The 24,444-nt window shown below is 68.1% G+C and carries 24 protein-coding genes; 17 read left to right on the top strand and 7 right to left on the bottom strand.

The window, feature by feature from the left end; genetic code table 11:
- Genes GNX71_RS00915 through GNX71_RS00900 form a run of 4 tightly spaced genes read left to right on the top strand, consistent with a single transcriptional unit; the run spans window position 1 to window position 3,299 of the window.
- Window positions 1-861, top strand: a complete 861-nt coding sequence (locus GNX71_RS00915; protein WP_206176590.1) for a branched-chain amino acid ABC transporter permease — start codon at window positions 1-3, stop codon at window positions 859-861.
- Entirely contained in the window at window positions 858-1,820 is a 963-nt protein-coding gene (locus tag GNX71_RS00910; protein ID WP_206176589.1) for a branched-chain amino acid ABC transporter permease, read from the top strand. The genes GNX71_RS00915 and GNX71_RS00910 overlap by 4 nt, the downstream gene beginning before the upstream one ends.
- Entirely contained in the window at window positions 1,817-2,584 is a 768-nt protein-coding gene (locus tag GNX71_RS00905) for an ABC transporter ATP-binding protein (protein ID WP_206176588.1), read from the top strand. The genes GNX71_RS00910 and GNX71_RS00905 overlap by 4 nt, the downstream gene beginning before the upstream one ends.
- A complete protein-coding gene (locus GNX71_RS00900; RefSeq protein WP_206176587.1) occupies window positions 2,577-3,299 on the top strand; it encodes an ABC transporter ATP-binding protein in 723 nt (240 codons plus the stop codon). Before GNX71_RS00905 ends, GNX71_RS00900 begins: the two co-directional genes overlap by 8 nt.
- A gap of 15 nt (window positions 3,300-3,314) precedes the next feature.
- On the opposite strand, the gene GNX71_RS00895 is transcribed toward GNX71_RS00900, so the two are convergent.
- From GNX71_RS00895 to GNX71_RS00875, 5 genes are all read right to left on the bottom strand, one after another.
- Complete coding sequence (locus GNX71_RS00895; protein ID WP_206176586.1) at window positions 3,315-3,680, bottom strand: hypothetical protein; 366 nt, start codon at window positions 3,678-3,680, stop codon at window positions 3,315-3,317.
- 75 nt (window positions 3,681-3,755) lie between these two features.
- Window positions 3,756-4,913, bottom strand: a complete 1,158-nt coding sequence (locus tag GNX71_RS00890; RefSeq protein WP_206176585.1) for an ABC transporter substrate-binding protein — start codon at window positions 4,911-4,913, stop codon at window positions 3,756-3,758.
- Between the two features lie 88 nt (window positions 4,914-5,001).
- Complete coding sequence (locus GNX71_RS00885; protein WP_241027369.1) at window positions 5,002-6,237, bottom strand: cytochrome c peroxidase; 1,236 nt, start codon at window positions 6,235-6,237, stop codon at window positions 5,002-5,004.
- 101 nt (window positions 6,238-6,338) lie between these two features.
- Complete coding sequence (locus GNX71_RS00880; RefSeq protein ID WP_206176584.1) at window positions 6,339-7,880, bottom strand: metallophosphoesterase; 1,542 nt, start codon at window positions 7,878-7,880, stop codon at window positions 6,339-6,341.
- A 144-nt stretch (window positions 7,881-8,024) separates the two neighbouring features.
- Entirely contained in the window at window positions 8,025-9,602 is a 1,578-nt protein-coding gene (locus GNX71_RS00875; RefSeq protein WP_206176583.1) for a phospholipase D family protein, read from the bottom strand.
- Between the two features lie 68 nt (window positions 9,603-9,670).
- Between GNX71_RS00875 and GNX71_RS00870 the strand changes: the two genes are divergently transcribed.
- On the top strand, window positions 9,671-10,900 hold the full coding sequence (locus GNX71_RS00870; protein ID WP_206176582.1) for a spore maturation protein: 1,230 nt from the start codon (window positions 9,671-9,673) through the stop codon (window positions 10,898-10,900).
- Between the two features lie 7 nt (window positions 10,901-10,907).
- On the opposite strand, the gene GNX71_RS00865 is transcribed toward GNX71_RS00870, so the two are convergent.
- Complete coding sequence (locus tag GNX71_RS00865) at window positions 10,908-12,884, bottom strand: alkyl sulfatase dimerization domain-containing protein (RefSeq protein ID WP_206176581.1); 1,977 nt, start codon at window positions 12,882-12,884, stop codon at window positions 10,908-10,910.
- Between the two features lie 107 nt (window positions 12,885-12,991).
- Here GNX71_RS00865 and GNX71_RS00860 point away from each other — a divergent pair, with 107 nt between their 5' ends.
- Genes GNX71_RS00860 through GNX71_RS00840 form a run of 5 tightly spaced genes read left to right on the top strand, consistent with a single transcriptional unit; the run spans window position 12,992 to window position 16,826 of the window.
- Window positions 12,992-13,903, top strand: a complete 912-nt coding sequence (locus GNX71_RS00860) for a LysR family transcriptional regulator (RefSeq protein ID WP_206176580.1) — start codon at window positions 12,992-12,994, stop codon at window positions 13,901-13,903.
- Between the two features lie 41 nt (window positions 13,904-13,944).
- Window positions 13,945-14,454, top strand: coding sequence for a flavin reductase family protein (locus GNX71_RS00855; protein WP_206176579.1), 510 nt, complete (start codon window positions 13,945-13,947; stop codon window positions 14,452-14,454).
- Complete coding sequence (locus GNX71_RS00850; RefSeq protein ID WP_206179306.1) at window positions 14,454-14,960, top strand: BON domain-containing protein; 507 nt, start codon at window positions 14,454-14,456, stop codon at window positions 14,958-14,960. The genes GNX71_RS00855 and GNX71_RS00850 overlap by 1 nt, the downstream gene beginning before the upstream one ends.
- A gap of 19 nt (window positions 14,961-14,979) precedes the next feature.
- Window positions 14,980-15,888, top strand: coding sequence for a DMT family transporter (locus GNX71_RS00845; RefSeq protein ID WP_206176578.1), 909 nt, complete (start codon window positions 14,980-14,982; stop codon window positions 15,886-15,888).
- An 8-nt stretch (window positions 15,889-15,896) separates the two neighbouring features.
- Entirely contained in the window at window positions 15,897-16,826 is a 930-nt protein-coding gene (locus GNX71_RS00840; protein WP_206176577.1) for a glutaminase, read from the top strand.
- A 4-nt stretch (window positions 16,827-16,830) separates the two neighbouring features.
- Here GNX71_RS00840 and GNX71_RS00835 read toward each other — a convergent pair whose 3' ends face one another.
- A complete protein-coding gene (locus GNX71_RS00835) occupies window positions 16,831-17,826 on the bottom strand; it encodes an NAD-dependent epimerase/dehydratase family protein (RefSeq protein ID WP_206176576.1) in 996 nt (331 codons plus the stop codon).
- 96 nt (window positions 17,827-17,922) lie between these two features.
- Between GNX71_RS00835 and GNX71_RS00830 the strand changes: the two genes are divergently transcribed.
- The 7 genes from GNX71_RS00830 (at window position 17,923) to urtE (ending at window position 24,431) form a co-directional block, all read left to right on the top strand.
- Window positions 17,923-18,831: a LysR family transcriptional regulator gene (locus GNX71_RS00830; RefSeq protein WP_206176575.1), complete on the top strand. Its 909-nt coding sequence runs from the start codon at window positions 17,923-17,925 to the stop codon at window positions 18,829-18,831.
- A 25-nt stretch (window positions 18,832-18,856) separates the two neighbouring features.
- A complete protein-coding gene (locus tag GNX71_RS00825) occupies window positions 18,857-19,348 on the top strand; it encodes a hypothetical protein (RefSeq protein ID WP_206176574.1) in 492 nt (163 codons plus the stop codon).
- Window positions 19,349-19,762: 414 nt separating this feature from the next.
- Window positions 19,763-20,959, top strand: coding sequence for an urea ABC transporter substrate-binding protein (gene urtA / locus GNX71_RS00820; RefSeq protein WP_206176573.1), 1,197 nt, complete (start codon window positions 19,763-19,765; stop codon window positions 20,957-20,959).
- Window positions 20,960-20,964: 5 nt separating this feature from the next.
- Window positions 20,965-21,867 carry an urea ABC transporter permease subunit UrtB gene (urtB, locus tag GNX71_RS00815; RefSeq protein ID WP_206176572.1) on the top strand — a complete coding sequence of 301 codons (903 nt, stop codon included), beginning with the start codon at window positions 20,965-20,967 and terminating at the stop codon, window positions 21,865-21,867.
- A gap of 4 nt (window positions 21,868-21,871) precedes the next feature.
- On the top strand, window positions 21,872-22,927 hold the full coding sequence (gene urtC, locus GNX71_RS00810) for an urea ABC transporter permease subunit UrtC (protein WP_206176571.1): 1,056 nt from the start codon (window positions 21,872-21,874) through the stop codon (window positions 22,925-22,927).
- A 14-nt stretch (window positions 22,928-22,941) separates the two neighbouring features.
- Entirely contained in the window at window positions 22,942-23,724 is a 783-nt protein-coding gene (gene urtD, locus GNX71_RS00805; protein WP_042580751.1) for an urea ABC transporter ATP-binding protein UrtD, read from the top strand.
- Between the two features lie 17 nt (window positions 23,725-23,741).
- A complete protein-coding gene (gene urtE / locus GNX71_RS00800; RefSeq protein WP_206176570.1) occupies window positions 23,742-24,431 on the top strand; it encodes an urea ABC transporter ATP-binding subunit UrtE in 690 nt (229 codons plus the stop codon).
- Window positions 24,432-24,444: the final 13 nt, after the last annotated feature.

Here is a 24,444-nt window from a genome sequence, read left to right as displayed (position 1 = left end):
ATGGGCATCGTGATCTTCGACGGGGTGGCCTACGGCATGCTCCTGTTCCTCATCGGCGTGGGCCTGTCCATCACGATGGGGTTGATGAATTTCGTCAACCTCGCGCACGGCAGTTTCGCGATGGTGGGCGGCTATGCGGCGAGCCTGCTGATGAACCACTGGGGGCTCGGCTTCGGGCTCTCGCTCGCGGCGGCCTTCGTATCCGCGGCGCTGGTGGGCGCGGTGCTGGAGTTCGTGTTCTACCGGCGGCTGTACCGCGCGCATCCGCTGGACCAGGTGCTGCTGTCGATCGGCGTGGTGTTCGTGTCGATCGCGGCATTCACCTATTTCTTCGGGCCGACGATGCAGCCGTTCACGCTGCCGCCGGTGCTCGACGGGCAGGTGGCCATCGGCGGGCTCGAAGTGGGCCGCTACCGGCTCTTCCTGATCGTCTGCGGCGTGGCCGTGCTGGCTGCCCTGCTGCTGGTGCTGGGGAAGACGCGCTACGGCGCCATGGTGCGTGCGGCGGTCGACAACCAGCGCGTGGCAGGCGGCACCGGCATCCATGTGCAGCGCCTTTTCTTTTTGACCTTCTCGCTGGGCTGCGGCCTCGCGGGCCTGGGCGGCGCACTGAGCCTGGGCATGCTGGGGCTGGAGCCGTCGTTCCCGCTCAAGTACCTCGTCTATTTCCTGATGGTGGTGTGCGTGGGCGGTGCCGGTACCGTTACCGGGCCCTTCATCGCGGCGCTGCTGGTCGGCATCGTCGACGTGGCGGGCAAGTACTACTGGCCTGAAGCGGGCGCCTTTCTCATCTACGTCTTCATGATCGTCATGCTGCTGGTGCGGCCCAACGGCATCGTTGCGAAGAAGGGGCTCGCATGAAAGCCTTCACCGTTTCTCCCGCGCAGCTGCGCATCGCCGAAGTCGCCTTCTGGCTTGCGCTCGCCTCCAGCTTCTTCCTCTTGCCCGACAAGCTCACGCTGATGAGCCAGATCATGATCTTCGGGCTGTTCGCCGTGTCGCTCGACATGGCGCTCGGCTACGCGGGCATCCTCACCGTCGGGCATGCGGCCTTCTTCGGCGCGGGCGCGTACGCGGCCGGGCTGCTCGCCAAGTACGGCTGGAGCGAGCCCTTCACCGGCCTCGCGTTCGCGCTGGTCGTGAGCGGCCTGCTCGGCTATGTGCTGAGCTACCTCGTGGTGCGCGGCGCCGACCTCACGCGGCTGATGATCACCATCGGCGTGTGCGTGCTGCTGTACGAACTGGCCAACCGGCTCTCGGGCATCACCGGCGGCACCGACGGGCTGCAGGGCGTGGTCATCGCGCCGGTGCTCGGCCTCTTCGATTTCGACCTCTACGGCAAGACCGCCTTCTGCTATGCCTTCGGCGTGGTGCTCGCGATGTTCCTCGTGGTGCGGCTGGTGCTGCGCTCGCCGTTCGGGCTGACGCTGCGCGGCATCCACGACAGCCGCAAGCGCATGACGGCCATCGGCTCGCCGGTGGAGGCGCGCCTGCGCATGGCCTACGCCTTCTCCGCCGCGGCGGCCGGTGTGGCGGGCGCGCTGCTCGCGCAGACCACGCAGTTCGTCGGCATCGAATCGATCGGCTTCAACCGCTCGGCCGAGGTGCTGATCATCCTGGTGCTCGGCGGCACCGGCCGCCTGTACGGCGGGATGATCGGCGCCATCGTCTACATGCTGGTGCACGACGGGTTCGCGGACATGAACCCGCAGTACTGGATGTTCTGGCTCGGCATCTTCCTGATCGCGGCGGTCATGCTGGGACGCGGCGGGATCATGGGGGCGCTCTCGCGCTTCGTGCGGACGGGGAAGGCGCGATGAGCTCCACGACGACGCACACCCTGCGCACCCGCGACCTGGGCATCCGCTTCGGCGCCTTCCAGGCGGTGAGCGAGGTGAACCTCTCGCTCGAGTCCGGCGCGCGGCAGGCGCTGATCGGCCCCAACGGCGCGGGCAAGACCACGCTCATCAACCTGCTCACCGGCGTGTTCAAGCCCACGAGCGGCTCGATCCACATGGGCGATCGCGACATCACGCGCCTCTCGGGCGACAAGCGCGCCCGCATGGGGCTCGCGCGCACCTTCCAGATCAACACGCTGTTCCCCAGCCTCACGCCGCTCCTGTCGGTGGTGCTGGCGATCAGCGAGCGCGAAGGGCTGGGCGCGACCTGGTGGCGGCCGCTCAGGGGCTGCACGGCGGTGTTCGACGAGGCGCATGCGCTGCTCGGCACGCTGAAGCTCGACAGCCTCGCGGACGTGCCGGTCTCGGAGCTGGCCTACGGCAAGCAGCGGCTGCTGGAGATCGCGCTCGCACTCGCGGCCAAGCCCCGCATCCTTTTGCTCGACGAACCCGCGGCCGGCGTGCCCGAAGGCGAAAGCGGCGAGCTCTTCGAAGCCATCGCGGCGCTGCCCGACGACATCAGCGTGCTCTTCATCGAGCACGACATGAAGCTCGTGTTCCGCTTCTCCCGCCGCATCTCGGTGCTGGTGGGCGGCCGCATCCTCACCGAAGGCACGCCCGCCGAAATCGGCGCCGATCCGCGCGTGCGCGAGGTCTACCTTGGAAGCTCCCACCACCATGCCTGAAGCCCTCGCCTTCGACCACGTCACCGCCGGCTACGGCAACGCCGTGGTGCTCGACCGTCTCGACTTCTCGTTGCAGCAGGGCGAGAGCCTCGCCATCCTCGGGCGCAACGGCGTGGGCAAGACCACGCTGCTCGAAACGCTGATGGGCAACACCCGCGTGATGCAGGGCGCGATCCGCTGGCAGGGTGCGGACATCACGCGCTGGCCCTCGCACCAGCGCGTGCGCGCGGGCCTGGGCTGGGTGCCGCAGGAGCGCGAGGTGTTTCCCTCGCTCACCGTGGAAGAAAACCTCACGGTGATCGCGCGACTGGGCGGCTGGAACCTCAAGCGCGTCTACGACTTCTTTCCGCGCCTGCGGGAGCGCCGCGGCAACTACGGCAACCAGCTCTCGGGCGGCGAGCAGCAGATGCTGGCCATCGGCCGCGCGCTGATGACCAACCCCAAGCTGCTGCTGCTCGACGAGCCGATGGAAGGCCTCGCGCCGATCATCGTGGAGGAGCTGTCCGCAGCGATCCGGCGCCTCTGCGAATCGGAAGGCCTGGCGTCGATCGTGGTCGAGCAGCACCCGGTGCTCGCCCTGGAGATGACGCACCAGGCCATCGTGCTGGAGCGCGGCACCGTGGTGCATGCCGGTCCGAGCGCGGGGCTCGCGGCCGACAAGGGGCTGCTCGAAGGACTGCTCGGCGTGGGGATTGCCGAGGACGTGGCGGGTTGAACTGCGGGGCCGGCGTCAGGCCAGGGCTTCCTGCTTCAAGCGCTTCGCGCAGACCGTGAACCGCCATGCGGCAAGGCACGCGGCCACGACGCTCAGGGCCCACGAGATGCAGAGGTAGGCATACATGAGGAAGGCCAGCCCGATCTGCAGTACCGACTTCAAGAACGAGGTGCCCTCGCCGACGATGTAGAACTCCGCGAGGGCGTGGACGCCCCACCACACGGCCAGCGGCAGGGCCGCCACGCACAGGCCGTAGGCGAGGCTGGCAGCCAGCGGACCCATGCGCCCTTGCGCCACGGCCCGGTGGACGACCTGGTAAAGGACGACGCTCAGCACCACAGGTGCGGCCAGGCCGAAGGAGATGCAGAAGTCGAGGACCATGCGCGCACTGTAAGGTCGCGCCTCCCGGAAACGACCCGGCGTCCACCGAAGTACCGGTGGACGCTACCGCGCAGGTCAGCTCAGCATCTGCCCGCGGCTGCCGATCACCGCCACGTCCACGAAATGCCCGCCTTCGCGGTTCGTGCGGCCGTAGTTGATCTTCAGCCCGCCCAGGTCGAAGTTCTCGATGCTGGCCATGCCCGCCATCACCGAGGCACGCGTAGGCGCATTGCCGGCGCGGCGCAGGCCCTCGGCGAGCACGGCGGCGTTGATGTAGCCCTCCAGGCTCGTGAGCGAGAAATCCTTGGTGCCGTTGGCCACCATGTCGGCCTGGTAACGGCGCACGATCTCGAACTTGGTCGAGTACGGCGAGGGCACCACGATCACGAAGCCCAGGCCCCGTGCGAGGTCGCCCATCGCGGCCAGCGCGCTGGCCGTGATCGACAGGCCGTAGGCCGAGCTGTTGCCTCCGGCATCGCGCAGCGCCTTCATGAAGACCGGCGCCGTGCCGGCCAGGCCGATGATGATGACCTGCGGCTTGGCCTTGGCGATGGCTTCGGCCGCGGGGCCGACTTCCATGCTCGTCGTGTTGGGCGTGGTCGCGATGACCGCGGGCTCCAGCTTCGCCTTGGCCAGCGCGGCCTTGAACGCCGCCAGCACCGACTGGCCCAGCGGATCATTCGAATGCACGAGGCCGATGCGGGTCTGGCCCAGCACGGCCGCCGTGGTCACCAGCTTCTCGACTTCCTGGTCGTAGTTCACGCGCACCCAGAAGGTGTTGGGCGCGGTCTTCTTGCGCAGCGCGACGGTGCCGGTGATCGGGCCGACCACGGCCATGCCGGGCACGGCGTCCATCACTTCGGAGGTCTGGCGCGTGCCCAGCGGGTGCAGCAGCGCGAGCACCGAGCTGTCCTTCTCGAAGGCCAGCGCGTTGGCCTTGGCCACTTCGGGCTTGAAGGTGTCGTCGGCCATGACCAGGTCGACCTTGGTGCCGTTGATGCCGCCCGACTTGTTCAGCGCATTGAAGAACGCGCTCGAACCCTGGAAGAGCCCCTGTCCGTTGGCCTTCTCGACGCTGCTGTTGTCGAAGGTGGTCCCGATGCGGATCGGCTTGCCCTGCGCGAAGGCCGGCATGCCCAGGCCCGCGGCGGCGGTTGCGGCCAGACCGGTCAGCACACGGCGACGGCTGGTGGTGGGCGGCGCGAGGAACACGCGCTGCTCGGGAACGGTCATGGTCGAGGTCTCCCCAATTCGGTGACAAAAGTACACATTTCACTCAGAAATGTAACGCACCGATCACTCAGGGCGATGACGTTGGCGACTACTTCACCGCCGGCTTCGGCATCGCCGCCACATAGCGCGCGTCGGTCAGGGTGCCGAGGAAGGCGCTGATCTCGTCGATCTCTTCGTCGGTCAGCGCCGGCGTGGTGCCGGGGCGCCGGTTCATCGGCGTGGAGTTGACGTTGATGTTGCCGCGGTAGGCGGCCGGCACGTCGTCGAAAGTCGGCTTGCCGTGGTACCACTTCGCCGGATCGGTCGAGCGCGTGGCGTAGAACGCGACCGCCTCGCGCAGCGTGGAGAACACGCCGTTGTGCATGAAGCTCTGGCGCACGGCCACGTTGCGCAACCCCGGCGTGCGGAAGTAGCCGCACCACTGGTCGGGCTCCGGCCAGCGCAGTTGCGCGGCGGTGCGGCACAGGCCATTGTCGAAACGGCGCGGGTTGCGGTTGGCCGCCAGCTGCGGATTGCGCGGCACGGCGATGGCGTCGTAGCCGAAATCGGTGAACAGCGAGCGCTCGGGCCGGCTCGCGGTGTCGGACAGCGTGTGGCACGACATGCAGTTGCCCTTGTCCGGGTTCTTGAAGAGCGCGAGGCCCCGCGTCTCCTGCGGGCTCAGCGGCGTGCGGTGGCGCAGGTAGTCGTCGAAGCGCGAACTGAAGGGCGCCATCTCATCGCTTTGCAGGTACGCCTGCAGCGCCTGGCCGATGCCCTTCACCGCCTGCTCGGGATCGCGCAGCACGCGCGGCCCGAAGGCCAGTGTCATCGCCGGCGCGAGGTCGGTGCCGCGCAGCTTGCGCAAGAGGCTTTGCGGCGACGGGTTGTTCATCTCGTCGGCGTCGAACAGCGGCCCGCGCACCTGCTCGGCCAGCGTGTCGGCGCGGCCGTCGGCGAACAGGCCGCCGAAGGGCGAGGCGAAAGGCGCATCGTCGTCTTGATAGAAATGCCGCCGCGGCACGTAGCGCACGTACAGCAGCGACGGCGCGGTGCGCGCGCTGAAGCGGCCCGCGCGACTGCCCTGCGGCGTGCGCGGCCCGGCCAGCGAGGGCGCGTTCAGCGTCGAGGTGAAGGCGCGCAGCGGATCGTGGCAGCTCGCGCACGAGGTGCCCTGCGGCTGCGACAGGCGCGTGTCGAAGAAGATGCGCTTGCCCAGCGCGGCCAGCGCCGGGTCGGGCCTGAACGTGGCGGCGGTGGGGTCGATGCGCGCGGCGATCTTCGGCGTGGCGCCGATGCGATCGATCACCACGCTCGGCGCGGCGCCCGGGTTGATCTCGGCCATGCCCGAGGCAGCGCCCGCGCTGCCGCCCAGCCACCCGAGGCAGGCGGCCGCCAGCATGAGGCCGCCGCCGAAGAGGCCCCGCCGGCGCGCCGCGCTGCGCGTCACGGCGTGAGGAAGCCCGTCTTGTCGCACGCCAGCGTCCGGCCGGTCTGCGCGCAGGTGGCGAGCAGCTTGCCGGCCACCGTGTAGGCCTTGAAGGTCCAGCCCACGTCGGGCGCCGCCTTGCGCTCCATCAGCATGAAGCCGAAGCTGCTGTGGTGCGTGATGCGGTCGACCGTCACGCCCGGCGCAGGCGTGGTGCCGGGCGGCAGCGGATCGGGCAGCGCCACGTCCAGGTTGTCCCCGCCGTTGCCCGTCACCAGCGTGGCGGGATGGTCGGTGGCGAAGTTCACCGCCTGGAAGTCGTGCACATGGCCGTGCAGCGCGATGTGCACGCCGCTCGGGTAGTAGGCCTTGGCGTTCAGGCTGGTCATCACCGACTGCAGCGCCGGGTTGCCCGACGCGGGTGTCGAGCCCGCGATCGGCGCGAACGCCAGGATCGGGTGGTGGTTGGTGAACATGGTGGTCGTGATGCCGGGCTTGGCGGCCAGCGTCGCGACGGTCTGGAACTGCTTCTGGTAGGCGATGAACTGCGGGTCGTCCGTCTTCAGCGCCGCCTTGCCGGCCTTGGCCGAGTCGAACACGATGATCTGCGAGCCGGTGCCCAGCGCGACCGCATACGGCTCGGCGTAGTTGCCGCTGCTGTCGTTGGCCGGGTCGTTGCACGAGCGCTTGTCGGCATACGGGCGCGGATCGAGGAAGCGGGCCCAGCCCTGGCCGCCGCGCGCGCATTCCTCGTGGTTGCCGCGCACCAGGATCCAAGGCGCCTTGGCCAGCAGCGGCGCGGCGGGCTTGAAGAAGTCGGCCTGCCAGGTGTCCCAGCCATAGCCCCACGGGCTGTCCTTGCAGCCGGCGATGTCACCAGGGCACTCGTTCTCGCGGTAGTGGTAGTCGCCGATGTGCAGCACCAGGTCGGGGTCGAAGCCCGCTCCGGTGGCGGCGAGCGGTGCGAACGGCCACACGGTGCTGTCGTTGCACGGCTGGTAGGCCTTGTCGGCCTTCTTCAGGCGGCAGCCGGTATCGGCCAGCACCAGCACGCGTTTGGGTTCGGCCTTGGGCAGCGGCAGCGTGCGGCTGCCGATGGCGGCCTGCTTCGCATCGGCGGGCAGCACGGTCTCGCAGGCCGATACGGGAAAGTCGGAGGGTTTCGAATCCGCCGGATCGCTGGCGGTGGTGCGCAGCGGCATCGTGCCGGCGCCGATGCGCAGGGTCATGCGCGCCGGCTTGCCGTCCACCGTGATCTGCGGGCACACGGCGTTGGCGTCGGCCGCCGTGGCGGACTCGGCGGCCTTGTAGCTGGTGATGGCGCGCGCGATCGCCTGGTTGCTGTCGCCGATCTCGACCCAGGTGGCCTGCAGGTTGGCATCGGCGGTGGCGGCATCGGCCTCCGGCGCCGGAGCGGGCGGCGGGGGCGTGGTGCCCGTGGCGGGCGGGGAAAGAACGATCGACGGGCTGCCGCTGCTGCCGCCGTTGCAGCCCTGCAGCAGGACGGCGGCACAAGCCAATGCGGCCAGCCACCGCCAGTCGGACGGGGCTCGCGACATGGAGCGCATGGAAGGCTTGGCGTGCATCTGGGAATCCCTCTCTGTTTGTTGTGGCGTGGGACGCCGCAATCTAGAGGGGCAATGTGCAAGCCGTATGACGCGGCCGCGGGAAAGAACGCACGCGACGGATCGCGCGAGAAACGGCTACAGCAGTTCTTCGCCCACGATGGGCAGCAGCAGCCAGTTCTTGAAGCGCAGCCAGAGGAATTCGCCGGGCTCGTCCTCGTGGACGATGTCGCCGCCGGCATCGTCGTATTCGAGCCATTGCACGCGCCGGCCGTTGGGTGCAAGACGCAACCGGTAGCCCAGGTTGATGCGCTGGCTGTTCATGAGCTTGTTGTAGTCGCCCACGAGTTCGGGGCTGTCGATCACGAGGCCCACTTCCGTGTTGACCGCCGCCGAGCGGTGATCGAGGTTCATCGAGCCGACGAAGAAGCGCTCATCGTCGACCACCGCGAGCTTGGCGTGCAGCCGGCTGATCGTCTTTCCGAAGTCGCCGAACTGCCCCGAGCGCGCGGAGAGCATGGGCGCGATCTCGTAGATGGTGACGCCGATCTTCAGCATGTCGGCGCGATAGCGCTCGTAGCCCGCATAGGCCAGCGGCTCGTCCGTGGCGCCAAGCGAATTGGTGATCACGGTAATGCGGCCGCCGCTCTCGATGGCCTTCTTCATCATCGCCATGCCGCGCGTGCCCGGAATGAAATACGGCGAGCCGATCTTGACCTCGCGCCGGGCCGAGTTGATGACGCTCAGCGCCCCCTCGGTCACGCTGCCCGCGTAGGCATCGTCGGCCTTGCGCGTGATCTTCTCGGGGTCGTCCACGAACAGCGTGCCCAGTGCCCAGTAGCGGTCGATCTTGCCGGTGATGAGCTGCTCGCCGACGGGCGACTTGTTCAGCACGTCGCGCGGACGGATCGGCACGTCGGGCACGGCCGTGCGCACGATCTCGTCGAAGCGGCGCTGCGCAACCTCGGGCGTCGTGCGCAGCGGCGCGATGCGCTCGATGGGCCAGGCGTGCGAACTGTTCCAGTAGCGGTCGAAGCCATCGGACATCTGCCGCACGACCGGGCCGCTGGAGATCACGTCCATGTCGATGAAGTTCGCGGCCGTGCTGCGCATGAAGTATTCGTTGCCGATGTTGCGTCCGCCCGAGACCGCGAAGCTGTTGTCCGCGATCAGCAACTTGTTGTGCATGCGGTGGTTGATGCGGCCGAAATCGGCAAGGGAGAGCAGGAGCCGCGTGGTCAGCGAGTTCGCGCGCGAAGGCAGCGGATTGAAGAGCCGCACCTCGACGTTCGGAAAGGCCGAGAAGGAACTGAACACCTCGTCCTCGCCGGCCGTGTAGAGGTCGTCCACCAGGAGGCGCACCCGCACGCCGCGCGCCGCGGCCTCGCGCAGCTCCTTGAGGAACAGCAGGCCCACGTCGTCCTTCTGGATCAGGTAGTACTGCACGTCGAGCGATTTCTCGGCGTGGCGCGCGAGCGAGATGCGCGCATCGAAGGCAAAGGCCGCCTCGGGCAGCAGCCGAAAGCCCGAGAGCGCGGTGGAATCGCCCGGCACGCCCTTGGCCGCGAGCTGCCCGAGTTCGGTCTGCGCCACGTCGATGAAGGCCGTGACAGGTGCCCGCGGCTCCGGCGGCGGCAGGCTGACGCAACCGGTCAGCCACGCGGCCGCAAGCACCCCCAGGAGGGCGGTGAAACTGCGGACGAGGAAGGCGCGCATGGGCCGAACTGTAGCGCGGGCCGTGCATGCGCGGCACCCTATGATCGCGCCGACAAAAGGAAAAAAGCGTGCTCAACGGCTTGTGGCTGGGTTTCTTCGGGATGGCGGCGCTCGCGGCGCTGGTGCGGTGGCTCGTCGGCGGCGATCCGACCGTGTTCGCGGCGCTGGTCGAGAGCCTGTTCGCGATGGCGCGGCTCGCGGTCGAGGTGATGGTGCTGCTGTTCGGCACGCTCACGCTGTGGCTCGGGTTCCTGCGCATCGCCGAGGCGGCGGGGCTGGTCGGCTGGCTCGCGAGGCTGCTCGGCCCGCTGTTCCGGCGGCTCATGCCGGGCGTGCCCGCGGGGCATCCGGCCCTCGGCCTGATCACGATGAATTTCGCGGCCAATGCGCTGGGCCTCGACAACGCCGCCACGCCCATCGGCCTGAAGGCGATGCGTGAACTGCAGCGGCTCAACCCCGACCCGGTCACCGCCACCAACGCGCAGATTCTTTTTCTTGTACTTAATGCTTCATCGCTGACGCTGCTGCCCGTCACCATCTTCATGTACCGCGCGCAGCAGGGTGCGCCCGACCCGACGATGGTGTTCCTGCCGATCCTGCTGGCCACCAGCGCATCGACGCTGGTCGGGCTGCTCACGGTGGCCGTGGCGCAGCGCCTGCGGCTGTGGGATCCGGTGGTGCTGGCCTACCTGATCCCGGGCGCGCTGGTGCTCGGCGGCTTCATGGCGCTGCTGGGCACGCTGTCGGCGGCGGCGATCGCCTCGCTCTCCTCGCTGATGGGCAACCTGGCGCTCTTCAGCGTGATCATCGTGTTCCTCGCGGCCGGCGCGATCCGGCGGGTGAAGGTCTACGAATGCTTCATCGAGGGCGCCAAGGAAGGCTTCGACATCGCGAAGAACCTGCTGCCGTACCTGGTCGCGATGCTCTGCGCGGTTGGCGTGCTGCGGGCCTCGGGCGCGCTCGATTTCATCCTCGGCGGCCTGCGCTGGCTCGTGACCACGGGCGGCTGGGATTCGCGCTTCGTCGACGCCATGCCCACCGCGCTGGTCAAGCCCTTCTCGGGCAGCGCGGCGCGCGCGATGCTGATCGAGACCATGAAGAGCCAGGGCGTGGACAGCTTCCCCGCGCTGGTGGCCGCCACCATCCAGGGCAGCACCGAGACCACCTTCTATGTGCTGGCCGTGTACTTCGGCGCGGTCGGTATCCAGCGCACGCGGCACACGGTGTCTTGTGCGCTGCTGGCCGAGCTGGCGGGCGTGGTCGCTGCGATTGCGGTCTGCTATTGGTTCTTCGGCTGAACCGCGCTCACTTGCGCGGCTCGACCACGGGGAACATCGGCTCGAAGGTATCGAGCATCGACATCAGCTCGCCGAGCTTGGCGCGGTCGCCCTCGATCTTCACCTTGCCCGACATCACCGCCGCGGGAAAGCTCGTTTCCTTCAGCGTGATCGCGTCGAGCGTCGCTCGGCTCAGCGTCACCGTGGCGTCGGCGCCGGGCTGCCGGCCGGCGATGTGCGTGAGCGCCGAGTTCTCCAGCGTCAGCACGAACTGCTGGTTCGAATCGGTGAAGTTCCAGTTGATGACCATCGTCTTGCCCTCGGCCTTGGCCGCATCGAGCCGCACGCCCAGGAAGTCGAAGAAGAGGTCGTTGCTCACCGCCTTGAGCGTGTCGGCGTTCGAGCTGCTGCCGCCCGGGATCTTCGGCACGCCGCCCCGCAGCTCCATCGCGCCCACCAGGTAGGCGCTGCGCCAGGTGCCGGCCTCCGACTGGTAGCCCATCTGCTCGAGCGCATCGGCGCCGAGTTCGCGGGCCGCGCGGTTCGTGGGATCGGCGTAGACGACCTGGCTCATCGCGCTGGCGACCCAGCGGTACTCGCCTTTCTTGAAGTCGTCCCGCGCCCGCGCGAGCACCGCGTCGGCGCCGCCCATGTACTGCACCGTCTTCTTCGCGTAGTCCACCGGCGGCAGCGGGTTCAGGTTGGCGGGGTTCGCGTCGTACCAGCCCAGGTACTTCTGGTAGACCGCCTTCGCGTTGTGCCGCAGCGTGCCGTAGTAGCCGCGCGTGGACCACTCCTGCTCCAGGCTCGCGGGCATGCGCAGCGTCTCGGCGATGTCGGCCGCGGTGTAGCCCTGGTTGAGCAGTCGCAGCGACTGGTCGTTGATGAACTTGTACATGTCGCGCTGCTTCCTCAGCAGGTCGGCGATGCGTCCCTGCCCCGTCATCGGCCAGTGGTGCTGGGCGATCAGCACATCGGTCTTGTCGCCGAAGGCCACGCGCGCCTGGTCGATGTACTTCGCCCAGAGGTTGCCGTCGCGCACCTCGGCGCCGCGGATCGTGTACAGGTTGTGCATGGTGTGCGTCACATCCTCGGCCATGTTGAGCACGCGGAACTGCGGCAGGTACATGAGCATTTCCGACGGCGCCTCGGAGCCCGGCACCAGCTGGAAGACGAACTGCACGCCGTCGATGGTGCGCTCCTCGGTGGTCTTGTCGATGGTCGAGGTCGGCGCGATCAGCGTGATGGTGCCGCGCGCGAGCGCCTTGCCCAGGCCCGTGTCGACCTGCCCGCGCGCGCCCGGCGGCAGCAGCGAGCCGAACTGGTACTGCGAGCGCCGGCTCATCGCGTTGCCCGCGAGGATGTTCTCGGCCACGGCGGTTTCCATGAAGCCCGACGGCGCGATCACCTGCACCTTGCCCGCGGCCACGTCGGCCTCGCTGGCCACGCCCTTCACGCCGCCGAAATGGTCGGCGTGGCCATGTGTGTAGATCACGGTGCCGACCGGCTTCTTCGGGCGGTGCTGGTAATACAGATCGAGCGCGGCACGTGCCGTCTCGGCGGTGAGCAGCGGGTCGATGACGATCAGCGAGGTGTCCCCTTCGACGATGGTCATGTTCGCGATGTCGAAGCCGCGCACCTGGTAGACGCGGTCGGTCACCTGGAAAAGGCCGTGGATCGCATTGAGCTGCGCCTGCCGCCACAGGCTCGGGTTGACGGTGTCGGCGGGCTCGTTCGCCTTCAGGAAGTCGTAGGGCTTCATGCTCCAGACCGGGCGCGGGCCGGCGCCGGGCACGAGCGCATCGGGCACGGTGCCGATGAAACCGCGCATCGCGTCCTCGAAGTCCTGCCGGTTGGCGAAGGGCAGCGTCTTCGCCATGTCGGCGTTGGCTTTCAGCGTGGCGGCCTCGGGCGGCTTGGGTGCGATCTGCGCCGGGGCTTGTGCGCTGCCGAAGGTGGCGGCCAGTGCGACCAGGGCCGCGGAGAAGGAAGAAGAAGGGGTCATCGATGTCTCTTTGTCTTCGGTGAAGCAGGAACAACGCGCGATTTTCCGAACCACCCGAAGCATTGGCAAATGCAAAATGTGCTGATCCTTTTTACGGAAAATGCAAAATGCAGCTGCGCCAGCTCCAGCACCTTGTCGCGCTTGCCGAGCAAGGCAGCTTCGGTCTCGCCGCGCAGGCCGTGCACCTGTCGCAGCCCGCGCTCTCGCGCAGCATCGACACCCTCGAAGACAGCCTGCAAGCCCGTCTGGTCGACCGGGCCTACGGCACCGTGCGCTTCACGCAGGCCGGCGAACTGGTGCTCGCGCGCGCCCGTGAGCTCCTTGCCGATGCGCAGCAGATCCAGCGCGACGTGCTGCAGCTCGAAGGCCTGGCCATCGGCAGCCTGGCCGTGGGGCTCGGCCCCTTCGCCGCCAGCACGCTCGGGCGCATGGCCCTGTCGCTGATGGCGCAGCGCCACCCGCAGCTCCTCATGCGAATGGAAGTGGCCGACACCGCCACGCTCGGCGAGCGCCTGCACCGGCGGCAGCTGGACCTGTTCATCGCCGACACCCGCGACCTGAAGAAGCAGCCCGGCCTGAAGCTCACGCGCCTGCCCGATTTGCCGGTCTCGTTCTTCGTGCAACCGAAGCACCCGCTGCGCCGCATGAAGCAGGTCACGCTGGAAAAGGCCATGGCCTATCCCCTCGCCGGCCCGAACCTGCCCGCCGAAGTGGCCGCGCATTTCGACCGCCAGATCCAACGCGACGACCGCAGCGTGTTCAACGTCACCTGCGACGACGCAGGCACCCTGCGCCACCTTGCCCTCACCGCCAACGCGGTGATCCTCGCGCCGCATGCGCCCACCCTGAACACCGATACCGACGCCCTCGTGCCCCTGCCGATCGCCGGCTTCGCGCGCATGCAGACGCACTACAGCCTGGTCACGCTCGCGGGCCGCACGCCCTCGGCCGCCGCCACCGTCTATACCCGCCTCGTGACAGAGTTGATGGAGCGCCCCAAGCAGCCCGCCGGGCGCTGAGCCAAAATGGTCTTCCTGCCGACCACCGCCCAGCCCCTTTCGTGACCACTCCCCGCCGGGCCCAGCCGCCCACCTTTTCGCCCGACGAGTTCCGGGAAGCGCTCGGCATGTTCGCCACGGGCGTGACCATCGTCACCGCCTGCGCGGCCGACGGCACGCTGGTCGGCCTCACGGCCAATTCCTTCAATTCGGTCTCGCTCACGCCGCCGCTGGTGCTGTGGAGCCTGGCCCGCGCGGCGGGCTCGATGCCCGCGCTCAGCACCGGCTCCCACTACGCCATCAACATCCTGGCCGCGAGCCAGAAGCAACTGGCCGAGCGCTTCGCCACCAAGAACATCGACCGCTGGGCCGACGTGGAATTCACCCGCGGCATCGGCGGCGCGCCGGTGCTGGTGGGCGCCGCGGCGAGCTTCGAGTGCTTCAACCGCAGCCGCTACGACGAGGGCGACCATGTGATCTTCGTCGGCGAGGTCGAGCGCTGCACCCACAACGCGGGCGCCTCGCCGCTCTTGTTCCACGGCGGGCGTTTCTACACGGAACATCCCTTGTGATGCGGGCCGCTGCGCTCCTTCCCGTCCTGCTGCTGGCCGCGCAGACCGCGATGGCGCAGCAGGCACAGGAAGCAAACGGAGCGCCCAAGCAGAACTGGTTCGACGACCCGTTCTTCCAGGTGTCCACCGGCCTTGCGGCCTGCGCCACGCCCGAAGGCCCGTTCTATACCGCCGAAGAGCGGCGCATCCAGACCCACTCGCGCCTGGAGCGCGGCACCAGCTGCTGGCTCGCCGGCAAATGCACCGACAGCAACGCCTACCGCTACGACAAGCCGCTCGCGCCCAAGGTGCGCGCCGCGCTCCTGGCCGTGCCGGGCGTGCGCAGCGGCAGCGTGTGGGTGATGGTCCAGCGGCGCTGGGTCTACCTGCAGGGCTGCGTGCCGAACGCGGCGCTGGCGAAGAAGCTCGAACGCGCCGCACGCGCGGTGCCCGATGTGGAGACCGTGGTGCCCGATTTGATGATCGGCACCCGAGGCAAGCCGCCCTACCCGGTGGCTGGCCGATGAATCAACGACGACAACCCGAATGATCCAGCGCAAGACCCACCTCGACTCCCTCGCCATCGGCCTTCTCATCGCGTGCTGCGCGTTCTGGGGCCTCCAGCAGATCCTGATCAAGACGACCGTGACCGAAGTGCCGCCGATGTGGCAGGCCTCGATCCGCATGATCGGCGCCACCGCGTTGCTGTGGCTGTGGTGCGCCTCGCGCGGCGTGCCGCTGTTCAACCGTGACGGCACGCTGTGGCCCGGCCTGCTCGCCGGGGCGCTCTTCGCGGGCGAGTTCGCCGGCATCTACCTCGGCCTGCAGCACACCAGCGCCTCGCGGCTCACCGTGTTCCTGTACACCGCGCCGTTCTGGGTCTCGCTGCTGCTGCCACGCTGGGTGCCGGCGGAGCGGCTGCGGGGCTTTCAATGGCTCGGGCTTTTCATCGCGTTCTCGGGCGTGGTGCTCGCGTTCAGCGAGGGCTTCGGCCACATGAGCTCGTCGCAACTCATCGGCGATGCAATGGGTCTCGCGGCCGGCATGCTCTGGGGGCTGACCACGCTGACGCTGCGCACCACCAAGCTCGCCACGGCCAGCGCGGAGAAAACGCTCTTCTATCAAGTGGCGGTGACTGCGGCGGTGTGCCCGGTGTTGTCGCTCGCGCTCGGCGAGACCTGGCGTTTTTCGTACTCCACCTGGGCCTGGACCTCGATCGGCCTGCAGACGGTGATCGGCGCGTTCGCGAGCTACCTCACCTGGATGTGGCTGCTGCGGCACTACCCGGCGACGCAGATGTCTTCATTCACCTTTCTCACGCCGCTGTTCGCATTGGTGTTCGGCGTGGTGCTGCTCAAGGAGCCGCTCACGGCGCAACTGGTCGTGGCGCTGATCGGCGTGGCACTGGGCATCGTGCTGGTCAACCGGCGCCCTGCCGCGCAACGCATCGCATGAGCCCGACCATGAAATTCCAGCCTGTCCTCGATGAGATCGTCGCCACCCTGCGCCCGCAACTCGGCCAGGGCGGCACCGTGGCCAGCTACATCCCGGCGCTCGCGCGCGTCGATGCGCGGCAGTTCGGCATTGCGCTGCGCACCTGCGGCGGCGAAGAAGCGTTCGCGGGCGATGGCGAGGTGCCGTTCTCCATCCAGAGCGTCTCCAAGCTCTTCACGCTGACACTCGCGATGCAGCGCATGGGCGATGCGCTGTGGGAGCGCATCGGCCGCGAGCCCTCGGGCAATCCGTTCAATTCGCTCGTGCAGCTGGAGAACGAACAGGGCAAGCCGCGCAATCCGTTCATCAATGCAGGCGCGATCGCAGTGGCCGACCGGCTGGTAAGCCAGGCGGCGGCCAATGGCGGCAGCGCGAAGGCGGACATCCTCTCGCTGATGAGCGGCCTGTGCGGGGAGCCGATCTCGTTCGACGAAGAAGTGGCGAAGTCCGAAGCCGACACGGGTTTCCGCAACGTTGCGCTCGCGAACTTCATGAAGAGCTTCGGCAAGATCGACAACGACGTCGGCACGGTGCTCGACACCTACTTTCACCAATGCTCGCTGCGGATGAGCTGCCGCCAGCTCGCACGCGCCGCCGCCTTCCTGTGCCGCGACGGCGCGCATCCGATCGACGGCGAGCCCGAGATCACCGGCGAGCGGCAGACGCGGCGCATCAACGCGCTGATGCTGACCTGCGGCACCTACGACGCCGCGGGCGACGTGGCGTTCTCCATCGGCCTGCCCTGCAAGAGCGGCGTGGGCGGCGGCATCGTGGCGGTCGTGCCCGACAAGCTCACCCTCTGCGTCTGGTCGCCCGCACTGGACGCCACCGGCAACTCACTGCTGGGCATGAAGGCGCTGGAGCTGTTCGTGACGCGCACGGGGCTTTCGGTCTTCTGATCGATCAGGCGGCCACGGCTGCCGGTGCGGTGCCGAGGCAGCCCATGCCTTCCAGCGAGGCCTCGACCGCCTCTTCCAGCGGCGTGTGCGGCTCGTGCCCGAGGAAGGCCACCAGCTTCGCGTTGTCCATCAGCACCGGCGTCTGCCACAGGTAACGCATCTCGCGCATTTCCCGCAAGGTGGTGACGAAGGGCGAGGCCAGCGTCATCAGCCACCACGGGAAGGCCGTCACGCGCGGCGTGGTGCCCGTGCGGCGCGCCACCACGTTGCGGATGGCATTGCTCATCCGGGTGCCGTCGGTGTCGTGGTGGCCCGCCATGTGGAAGCGCGCAAAGGGTTCGAGCCTGTCGCGTCGCGCCAGCAGCGCAACCATGGTGCGGGCCACGTCCGGCAGGTACGACCATTGGTGCGCCGTGTCGTCGCGGCCGGGGTAGCTCACGGCCTTGACGGGCAGCCCCGCCTTCACCAGCCCCTGCGAGAACCAGTTGTTGCCGGCCTTCGGACCGAAGAAGTCGCCGGCGCGCACGATCAGCACGCGGGCGCCGTGGCGGCTGGCCGCTTCGAGGCGCCGCTCCAGTTCGACGCGGATCGCGCCCTTGCGGGTGACGGGATGCTGCGGCGCGTCTTCGCCGATCGACCCGGAGAACGCATCGGGACCGTAGTTGTAGACCGTGCCGGGCAGCACGATGGTCGCGCCTTCGGCCTTTGCCGCGGCGATGGTGTTGTCGAGCATCGGCAGCACCAGCTGCGCCCAGTTGCGGTAGCCGGGCGGGTTGACCGCATGCACGATGACCGAGCAACCCTTCGCGGCGTCCATCACGGCCTGCTTGTCCATCGCGTCACCGCGCAGCCAGGTGATGCCGTCTTCTTGCGTCATCGGTTGCGCCAAGCCGCGCTTGAGCGCCCGCACCGTCCACCCCGCCTGGCGGAGTTGTTTCGCCACCTCGCCGCCGATGCCGCCCGTCGCGCCGAGAACCAGGACCGTGTTGTCGTGTGCCATGAAATGCTCCTGAAAACGTTGTCGATGGCTGAATTCTGGGTCGATGCCTGTTCCATTGGAATTGCCGAGCATGAGACAGCAGCTATACATTTACGTATGACTTCGAACATCGGCTGGGAGCTGTACCGCTCGTTCCTCGGCGTCCTGCGGGAGGGCTCGCTCTCCGGCGCGGCGCGCGCGCTGGGCATCACGCAACCGACGGTGGGCCGCCATGTGGCCGCGCTCGAAGCGGCGCTCGGCGTGGTCCTGTTCACGCGCTCGCAGGTGGGCCTCATGCCCACCGAAGTGGCGCTGGCGTTGCAGACGCACGCCGAAGCCATGGAAAGCACCGCCGCCTCGCTGGAGCGTGCCGCCACGAGCCAGGGCGAAGGCGTGCGCGGCGTCGTGCGCATCTCCGCCAGCGAGGTGATCGGCGTCGAGGTGCTGCCGCCCATCGTCGCGCGGCTGCGCGAGGCGCACCCGGCACTGAAGGTCGAGCTGGTGCTGACCAACCGCGTGCAGGACCTGCTGCGACGCGAAGCCGACATCGCCGTGCGCATGGTGCGTCCCAAGCAGGAGCAACTGGTCGCGCGCCACGTCGGGCAGATCGAGCTCGGCTTTCACGCGCGCAAGGACTACCTGGCCCGCCATGGCACGCCGCGCAAGATGGAAGATCTCGCGGCCCACGCCGTCATCGGCTACGACCAGCCCTCGGCGTTCGTGCGGAACGCCGGCAAGGCGCTCCCGGGCTACGGCCGCGACGCTTTTTCACTGCGCACCGACAGCGACCTCGCGCAACTGGCGCTGATCCGTGCCGGTGCGGGCATCGGTATCTGCCAGGCCGGCCTCGCCAGGCGCGATGCCGCACTGGTGCGCCTGATGCCGCGCAGCTTCTCGATGAAGCTGGAGACCTGGATCACGATGCACGAAGACCTGCGCAACAGCCCGAGATGCCGCGCCACCTTCGATGCGCTGGTCGATGGGCTGCAGCAATACATAGGCGCTCCCCCACACAGGGGAAAATAGGCCGCGCACGAACACAAGCCTCCGAATGACCGAACCGACCGACACAGACAACCTCCCCCTCCAGGAACCCCGCCTCTGGCGCGACGACCTCTGGACCGCCCGCGTGATCAAGAACGAGGAAGACGACGGCTGGGCCGTCGAGATGACCCGCCACGGCGATCCCGAGCCCGCGCTGGTCGGCCCCTGGACCATGGGCCGCGACAAGAAGAACCCCAAGCCGCTCGACGGCCCCGCCTTTTCCACGCTGGTGAAGACCGCCGCCGAAGTGATCCGCCGCCACGAGCAGCAGCTGCACGCCACGCTCAACAAGAGCGTGACCGTGACGGCGAGGGGCGGACAACGCGTTCGCGTGTCGCTCGCCATCGTGCCCGACGAGGACAACCCCTCGGCCACGCTGAGCGCGCACGACGACGAAGACGACAGCGAGCTGGCGAGCGTGAACGTCTCGCCGGCCTTCAAGCTCACCTCGGGCAGCGCCACCGCCTGGATCGAGGCGGATTTCGCCCGCCCACGCTAGCCGCCGCGGCGCCGGTGTGCGCGCGAATACCACAGGCGATGCGCATCCGCCAATCAGCGAAAGAACGTATGGTCGCCGCGGGGTGAGTTGAGAAGAATCCGCCCCAACGAGCAATCGTTACCAGTCCTTCATTCATACGACGCCCGCTGCCAGTGCTGCCAGCGAGGGGTCGGGCAACAAAGCCCGAATCGGTTTCACCACCGGTTCGGGCTTTTTTGTTTTCTCGGTCGCAACGAAGCCTTTTCAAAACGGATGCGCGTCATCCGGTGGCGCAGCTTTGCCCCGAGAAAAAGCACTGGTGAACGAGCGCTCGTTTGCAGGGGCCGCGCCGCGGGAGGAGACACCCAACGCGCGGCTTCGAAGGTCGGATGTTCCTCTGATGACTCGCACAAAACCAAAGCAAAGGAATTTGACATGACGAACGTTTCCCTCAACCGCCGCCAGCTCGTGAAGACCGGCGGCTCGATGATCGTGCTGGGCGCCGCAGGCGGCGTGGCCGGCCTTGCCGCCGCGCAGGAAGGCACGACGGTGAAGCTGGGCCTGCTGCATTCGCTCTCGGGCACCATCGCCATCGCCGAGGCCTCGCTGGTCGATGCCGAGAAGCTCGCCATCGAGGAGATCAACGCCGCCGGCGGCGTGCTGGGCAAGAAGATCGAGGCCGTGGTGGAAGACGGCGCGAGCGAGAACCCGGTCTTCGCCGAGAAGGCGCGCAAGCTCCTGGAGCGCGACAAGGTCGCCGCCATCATCGGCTGCTACACCTCGGCCTCGCGCAAGGCGCTGCTGCCGGTGCTCAACCAGGCCAAGGGCCTCTTGTTCTACCCCACCTACTACGAGGGCCAGGAGCAGGACAAGCGCGTGTTCTACCCCTCGCAGGAAGCCACGCAATCGGTCATCGCGGCGGTCGAGTGGATGGCGCGCGAGAAAGGCAAGAGCTTCTTCCTCGTGGGTTCGGACTACATCTACCCGCGCACCTGCAACAAGATCGCCAAGCCCGCCATCGCCAAGGCCGGCGGCAAGGTGGTGGGCGAGGAATACGCACCGCTCGGCCACACCGAGTTCTCCTCGATCATCAACAAGATCAAGGCGGCCAAGCCCGACTGCATCTACAGCACGGTGGTCGGCGGCTCCAACGTGGCGCTCTACAAGCAGCTGCGCGCGGCGGGCCTGGACGGCGCCAAGCAGGTGCTGCTCTCCACCGTGGTGTCCGAGAACGAGATCGAGGGCATCGGCAAGGACAACGCCGCCGGCTACTACGCCTGCATGGGCTACTTCCAGAGCATCAAGTCGCCGGCCAACGAGAAGTTCGTGAAGGCCTTCAAGGCCAGGTACGGGCAGGAGCGCGTGATCGGCGACCCGATGGAGGTGGCCTACAACTGCGTCTACCTCTGGAAACTGGCGGTCGAGAAGGCCAAGTCCTTCGACGTGGACAAGGTCACGGCCGCCGCCGCGGGCGTGGAGCTCGATGCGCCCGAGGGCACCGTGCGCGTGCACGCCACCAACCACCACGTGTGGAAGAAGGTGCGCGTCGGCCGCGCGCGCCCCGACGGCCAGTTCGACATCGTGTGGGAATCGCCGCAGCCCGTCGAGCCCAACCCCTTCCCGAAGGTCTGACGGCGATGAACCTCGACATCGCGGTGATGCAGGTGTTCAACGGCGTGAGCCTGTTCACCATCCTGCTGCTCATGGCCATCGGGCTGGCGATCGTGTTCGGCCTGATGGGCGTCATCAACATGGCGCACGGCGAGCTGATGGCGCTGGGCGCCTACATGACCTACCTGGCGGCGCGCTTCTTCGAACATTTCGCGCCGGGCTGGATGGACCTCTACCTGTTCGCCGCGATCCCGTTCGCGTTCGCCGTGACCTTCGCGTTCGGCTACCTGCTGGAGCGGGGCTTCATCCGCTTCTTCTACGACCGGCCGCTGGACACGCTGCTCGCGACCTGGGGCCTGAGCCTCATCCTGCAGCAGGCCTACCGCTCCATCTTCGGCGCGCAGGAGGTGAGCGTGCCGCTGGCCTCCTGGCTCGCGGGGGCGTGGGAGCCGACGGCGGGCATCCAGCTGCCGCTCACACGCATCTTCATCGTGGGGCTGACGGCCATCGTCGCCGTGGGCGTGTACCTGCTGCTGTACCGCACGCCGTGGGGGCTGAAGGTGCGCGCGGTGACGCAGAACCGCGCCATCGCCGGCGCGGTGGGCATCGACACGCACCGCGTCGACGCGATGACCTTCGCGCTCGGCTCGGGCCTGGCGGGCATCGCGGGCGCGGTGTTCACGATGATCGGCTCGACCAACCCCGGCACCGGCCAGCTCTATATCGTCGACTCGTTCATCGTGGTGGTGTTCGGCGGCGTGCAGAGCCTCGTGGGCACGGCGCTCTCGGGCTTCGCCATCGCGCAGTCGCAGACCTGGCTCGAATTCCTCATGAGCGGCTCGATGGCCAAGGCCACGATCCTCCTTTTGGTGATCGCGGTGCTGTACTTCCGGCCCAACGGGCTGTTCGCCACGCGTTCGAGGAGCTGACGGCATGTTCAAGCTTTCTTCCCAACGCAAGGGCGACCTCGCCGGCATGGCGGCCGTGCTGCTGCTCCTGGCCGTGGTGCTGCCGCTCACGCTCGATCCGTTCCGCCTGAACCTCATCAGCAAGTACCTGGCCTTCGCGTTCGTCGCGGTGGGCGTGGTGCTCACCTGGGGCTACGGCGGCGTGCTGAGCCTGGGCCAGGGCATGTTCTTCGGCCTGGGCGGCTACATGATGGCGATGTTCCTCAAGCTGGAAGCCTCGGCCCCCGAGCTGCCGGACTTCATGGTGTGGAGCAGCGTCGACCAGTTGCCTTCGTGGTGGGTTCCCTTCCACTCGCTGGGCTGGACCATCGTGGGCATCCTCGCGATTCCCGCGGTGCTGGCGTACGTGTTCTCGTACGCGATCTTCAAGCGGCGCGTGAGCGGCGTGTACTTCGCGATCGTCACGCTCTCGCTGGCGCTCACGCTCACCGTGGTGGTGGTCGGCCAGCAGGGCGACACAGGCGGCGCCAATGGCATCACCGATTTCCGCACGCTGCTGGGATGGGACATCGCGGGCGACGAGGCCAAGCGCGTCATGTACTTCGTCGAGGTGCTGGCCATCGCGCTAGTGATGGCGGTGTCGCTCGTGATCGTTCGCAGCCGCTTCGGCAAGATCCTCATCGCCATCCGCGACCGCGAGGACCGCGTGCGCTTCAGCGGCTACAACACAGCGCACATGAAGGCCTTCGTCTTCGCGGTGGCGGCCATGCTGTCGGCCATCGGCGGGGCGTTCTACAGCCTGCAGGTGGGGCTGATCGCGCCGGGCGTGATCGGCGTGGTCGCCTCGGTGGAGATGGTGATCTACGCGGCGGTCGGCGGTCGGCTGTCGATCCCGGGCGCGGTGATCGGCGCGCTGCTGATCGGCTTTCTCAAGTCGTACCTGTCGGAGACCTTCCCCGAGGGCTGGCTGTACTTCCTGGGTGCGGTGTTCATCCTCGTGGTGTGGGCCATGCCGAACGGGCTCGCGGGCCTGGGCGAGAAGCTCGTGCGCCGCCGCCGAGGCGCGGAGGCGGCGCCATGAATGCCACGATGACGATGCCCAACGGCGGCCTCCCGCAAGCGGCCGCGGCGTTCTCGCACTCGAACGAGCAGATCCTGCGCGTGGAGGACCTCACCGTCTCCTTCGACGGCTTCAAGGCCGTGGACGGCCTGAGCCTCTCGGTGGAGCGCAACGAGCTGCGCGTGATCATCGGCCCGAACGGCGCGGGCAAGACCACGCTGCTGGACATGATCTGCGGTAAGACGAAGCCGAGCGCCGGCCGCGTGCTCTTCAACGGGCAGGACCTCGGTCGGCTGAACGAGTACGAGATCGTGCGCGCCGGCGTGGGACGCAAGTTCCAGACGCCCTCGGTCTACGAAGACCTCACAGTGCTGGAGAACTTCGAGATCTCGCTGCCGCGCATGCACGGCCTGCTGCAGTCGCTGACCTTTCGCCGCACGCCCGCGCTGCGCGAGCGCATCGATGCGATGGCCGAGCAGGTCTTTCTTGCCGAGCGGCTCGGGCACCGCGCCGGGCAGCTGAGCCACGGGCAGAAGCAGTGGCTGGAGATCGGCATGTTGCTGATGCAGGAGCCCGAGTTGCTGCTGCTCGACGAGCCCGTGGCCGGCATGAGCCCGCGCGAGCGCGAGCAGACCGGCGACCTCCTGCGACGCATCTCGGCGGGCAAGTCGGTGGTCGTGATCGAGCACGACATGGACTTCGTCAAGCGCATCGCGCACCGCGTGACCGTGCTGCACCAGGGCAAGTTGCTCAGCGAAGGCACGGCCGCGCAGGTGCAGGCCGACCCGCGCGTGATCGACGTGTACCTCGGCCATTGAGAGAAGGAGAAATACAGATGCTCGAAGTCTCCGGACTCAACGTGGCGTACGGCGAGTCGCACGTCATCCGCGATGTGTCGCTGCGCGTCGCGCCCGACGAGGCGGTGGCCATCATGGGCCGCAACGGCATGGGCAAGACCACGCTGCTGAAGTCGCTCATCGGCCTCCTGCCCGTGCGCGGCGGCAGCATCCGCCTGGGCGACGCCGACCTCACGAAGCTGCCCAGCTACCAGCGCGTGGCGCAGGGCCTGGCCTTCGTGCCGCAGGGGCGCATGGTGTTCCCGTTTCTCACGGTGGAGCAGAACATCCTCTCGGGCGCAGCGAAGTCGGGCCACCGCACCGTGCCTGAGTACCTCTACAAGTTCTTCCCGGTGCTCAAGGACATGAAGCAGCGCCGCGCCGGCAACCTCTCGGGCGGGCAGCAGCAGATGCTGGCGATTGCGCGCGCGCTCATCTCCGAGCCGAAGGTGCTGATCCTGGACGAGCCCACCGAGGGCATCCAGCCTTCGATCATCAAGGAGATCGCGCAGACGCTGAACGTGCTGCGCGCCGAGCGCGGCTTCGCGATCGTGGTGTCGGAGCAGGTGCTGAGCTTCGCGCTCGACCTGGCCGACCGCTTTCTCGTCATCGACCGCGGGCGCCTCGTGCACGACGAAGCGCGCGCGAGCCTCGACCAGGACAAGGTCAGGTCCTTCCTGACCGTGTGAGACCCCTTCCCGC

It is taken from the genome of Variovorax sp. RKNM96 (assembly GCF_017161115.1).
GTDB lineage: Bacteria > Pseudomonadota > Gammaproteobacteria > Burkholderiales > Burkholderiaceae_C > Variovorax.
Note: the sequence above shows the minus strand (reverse complement) of the source record. Positions and strands in the feature narration are given on the sequence as shown.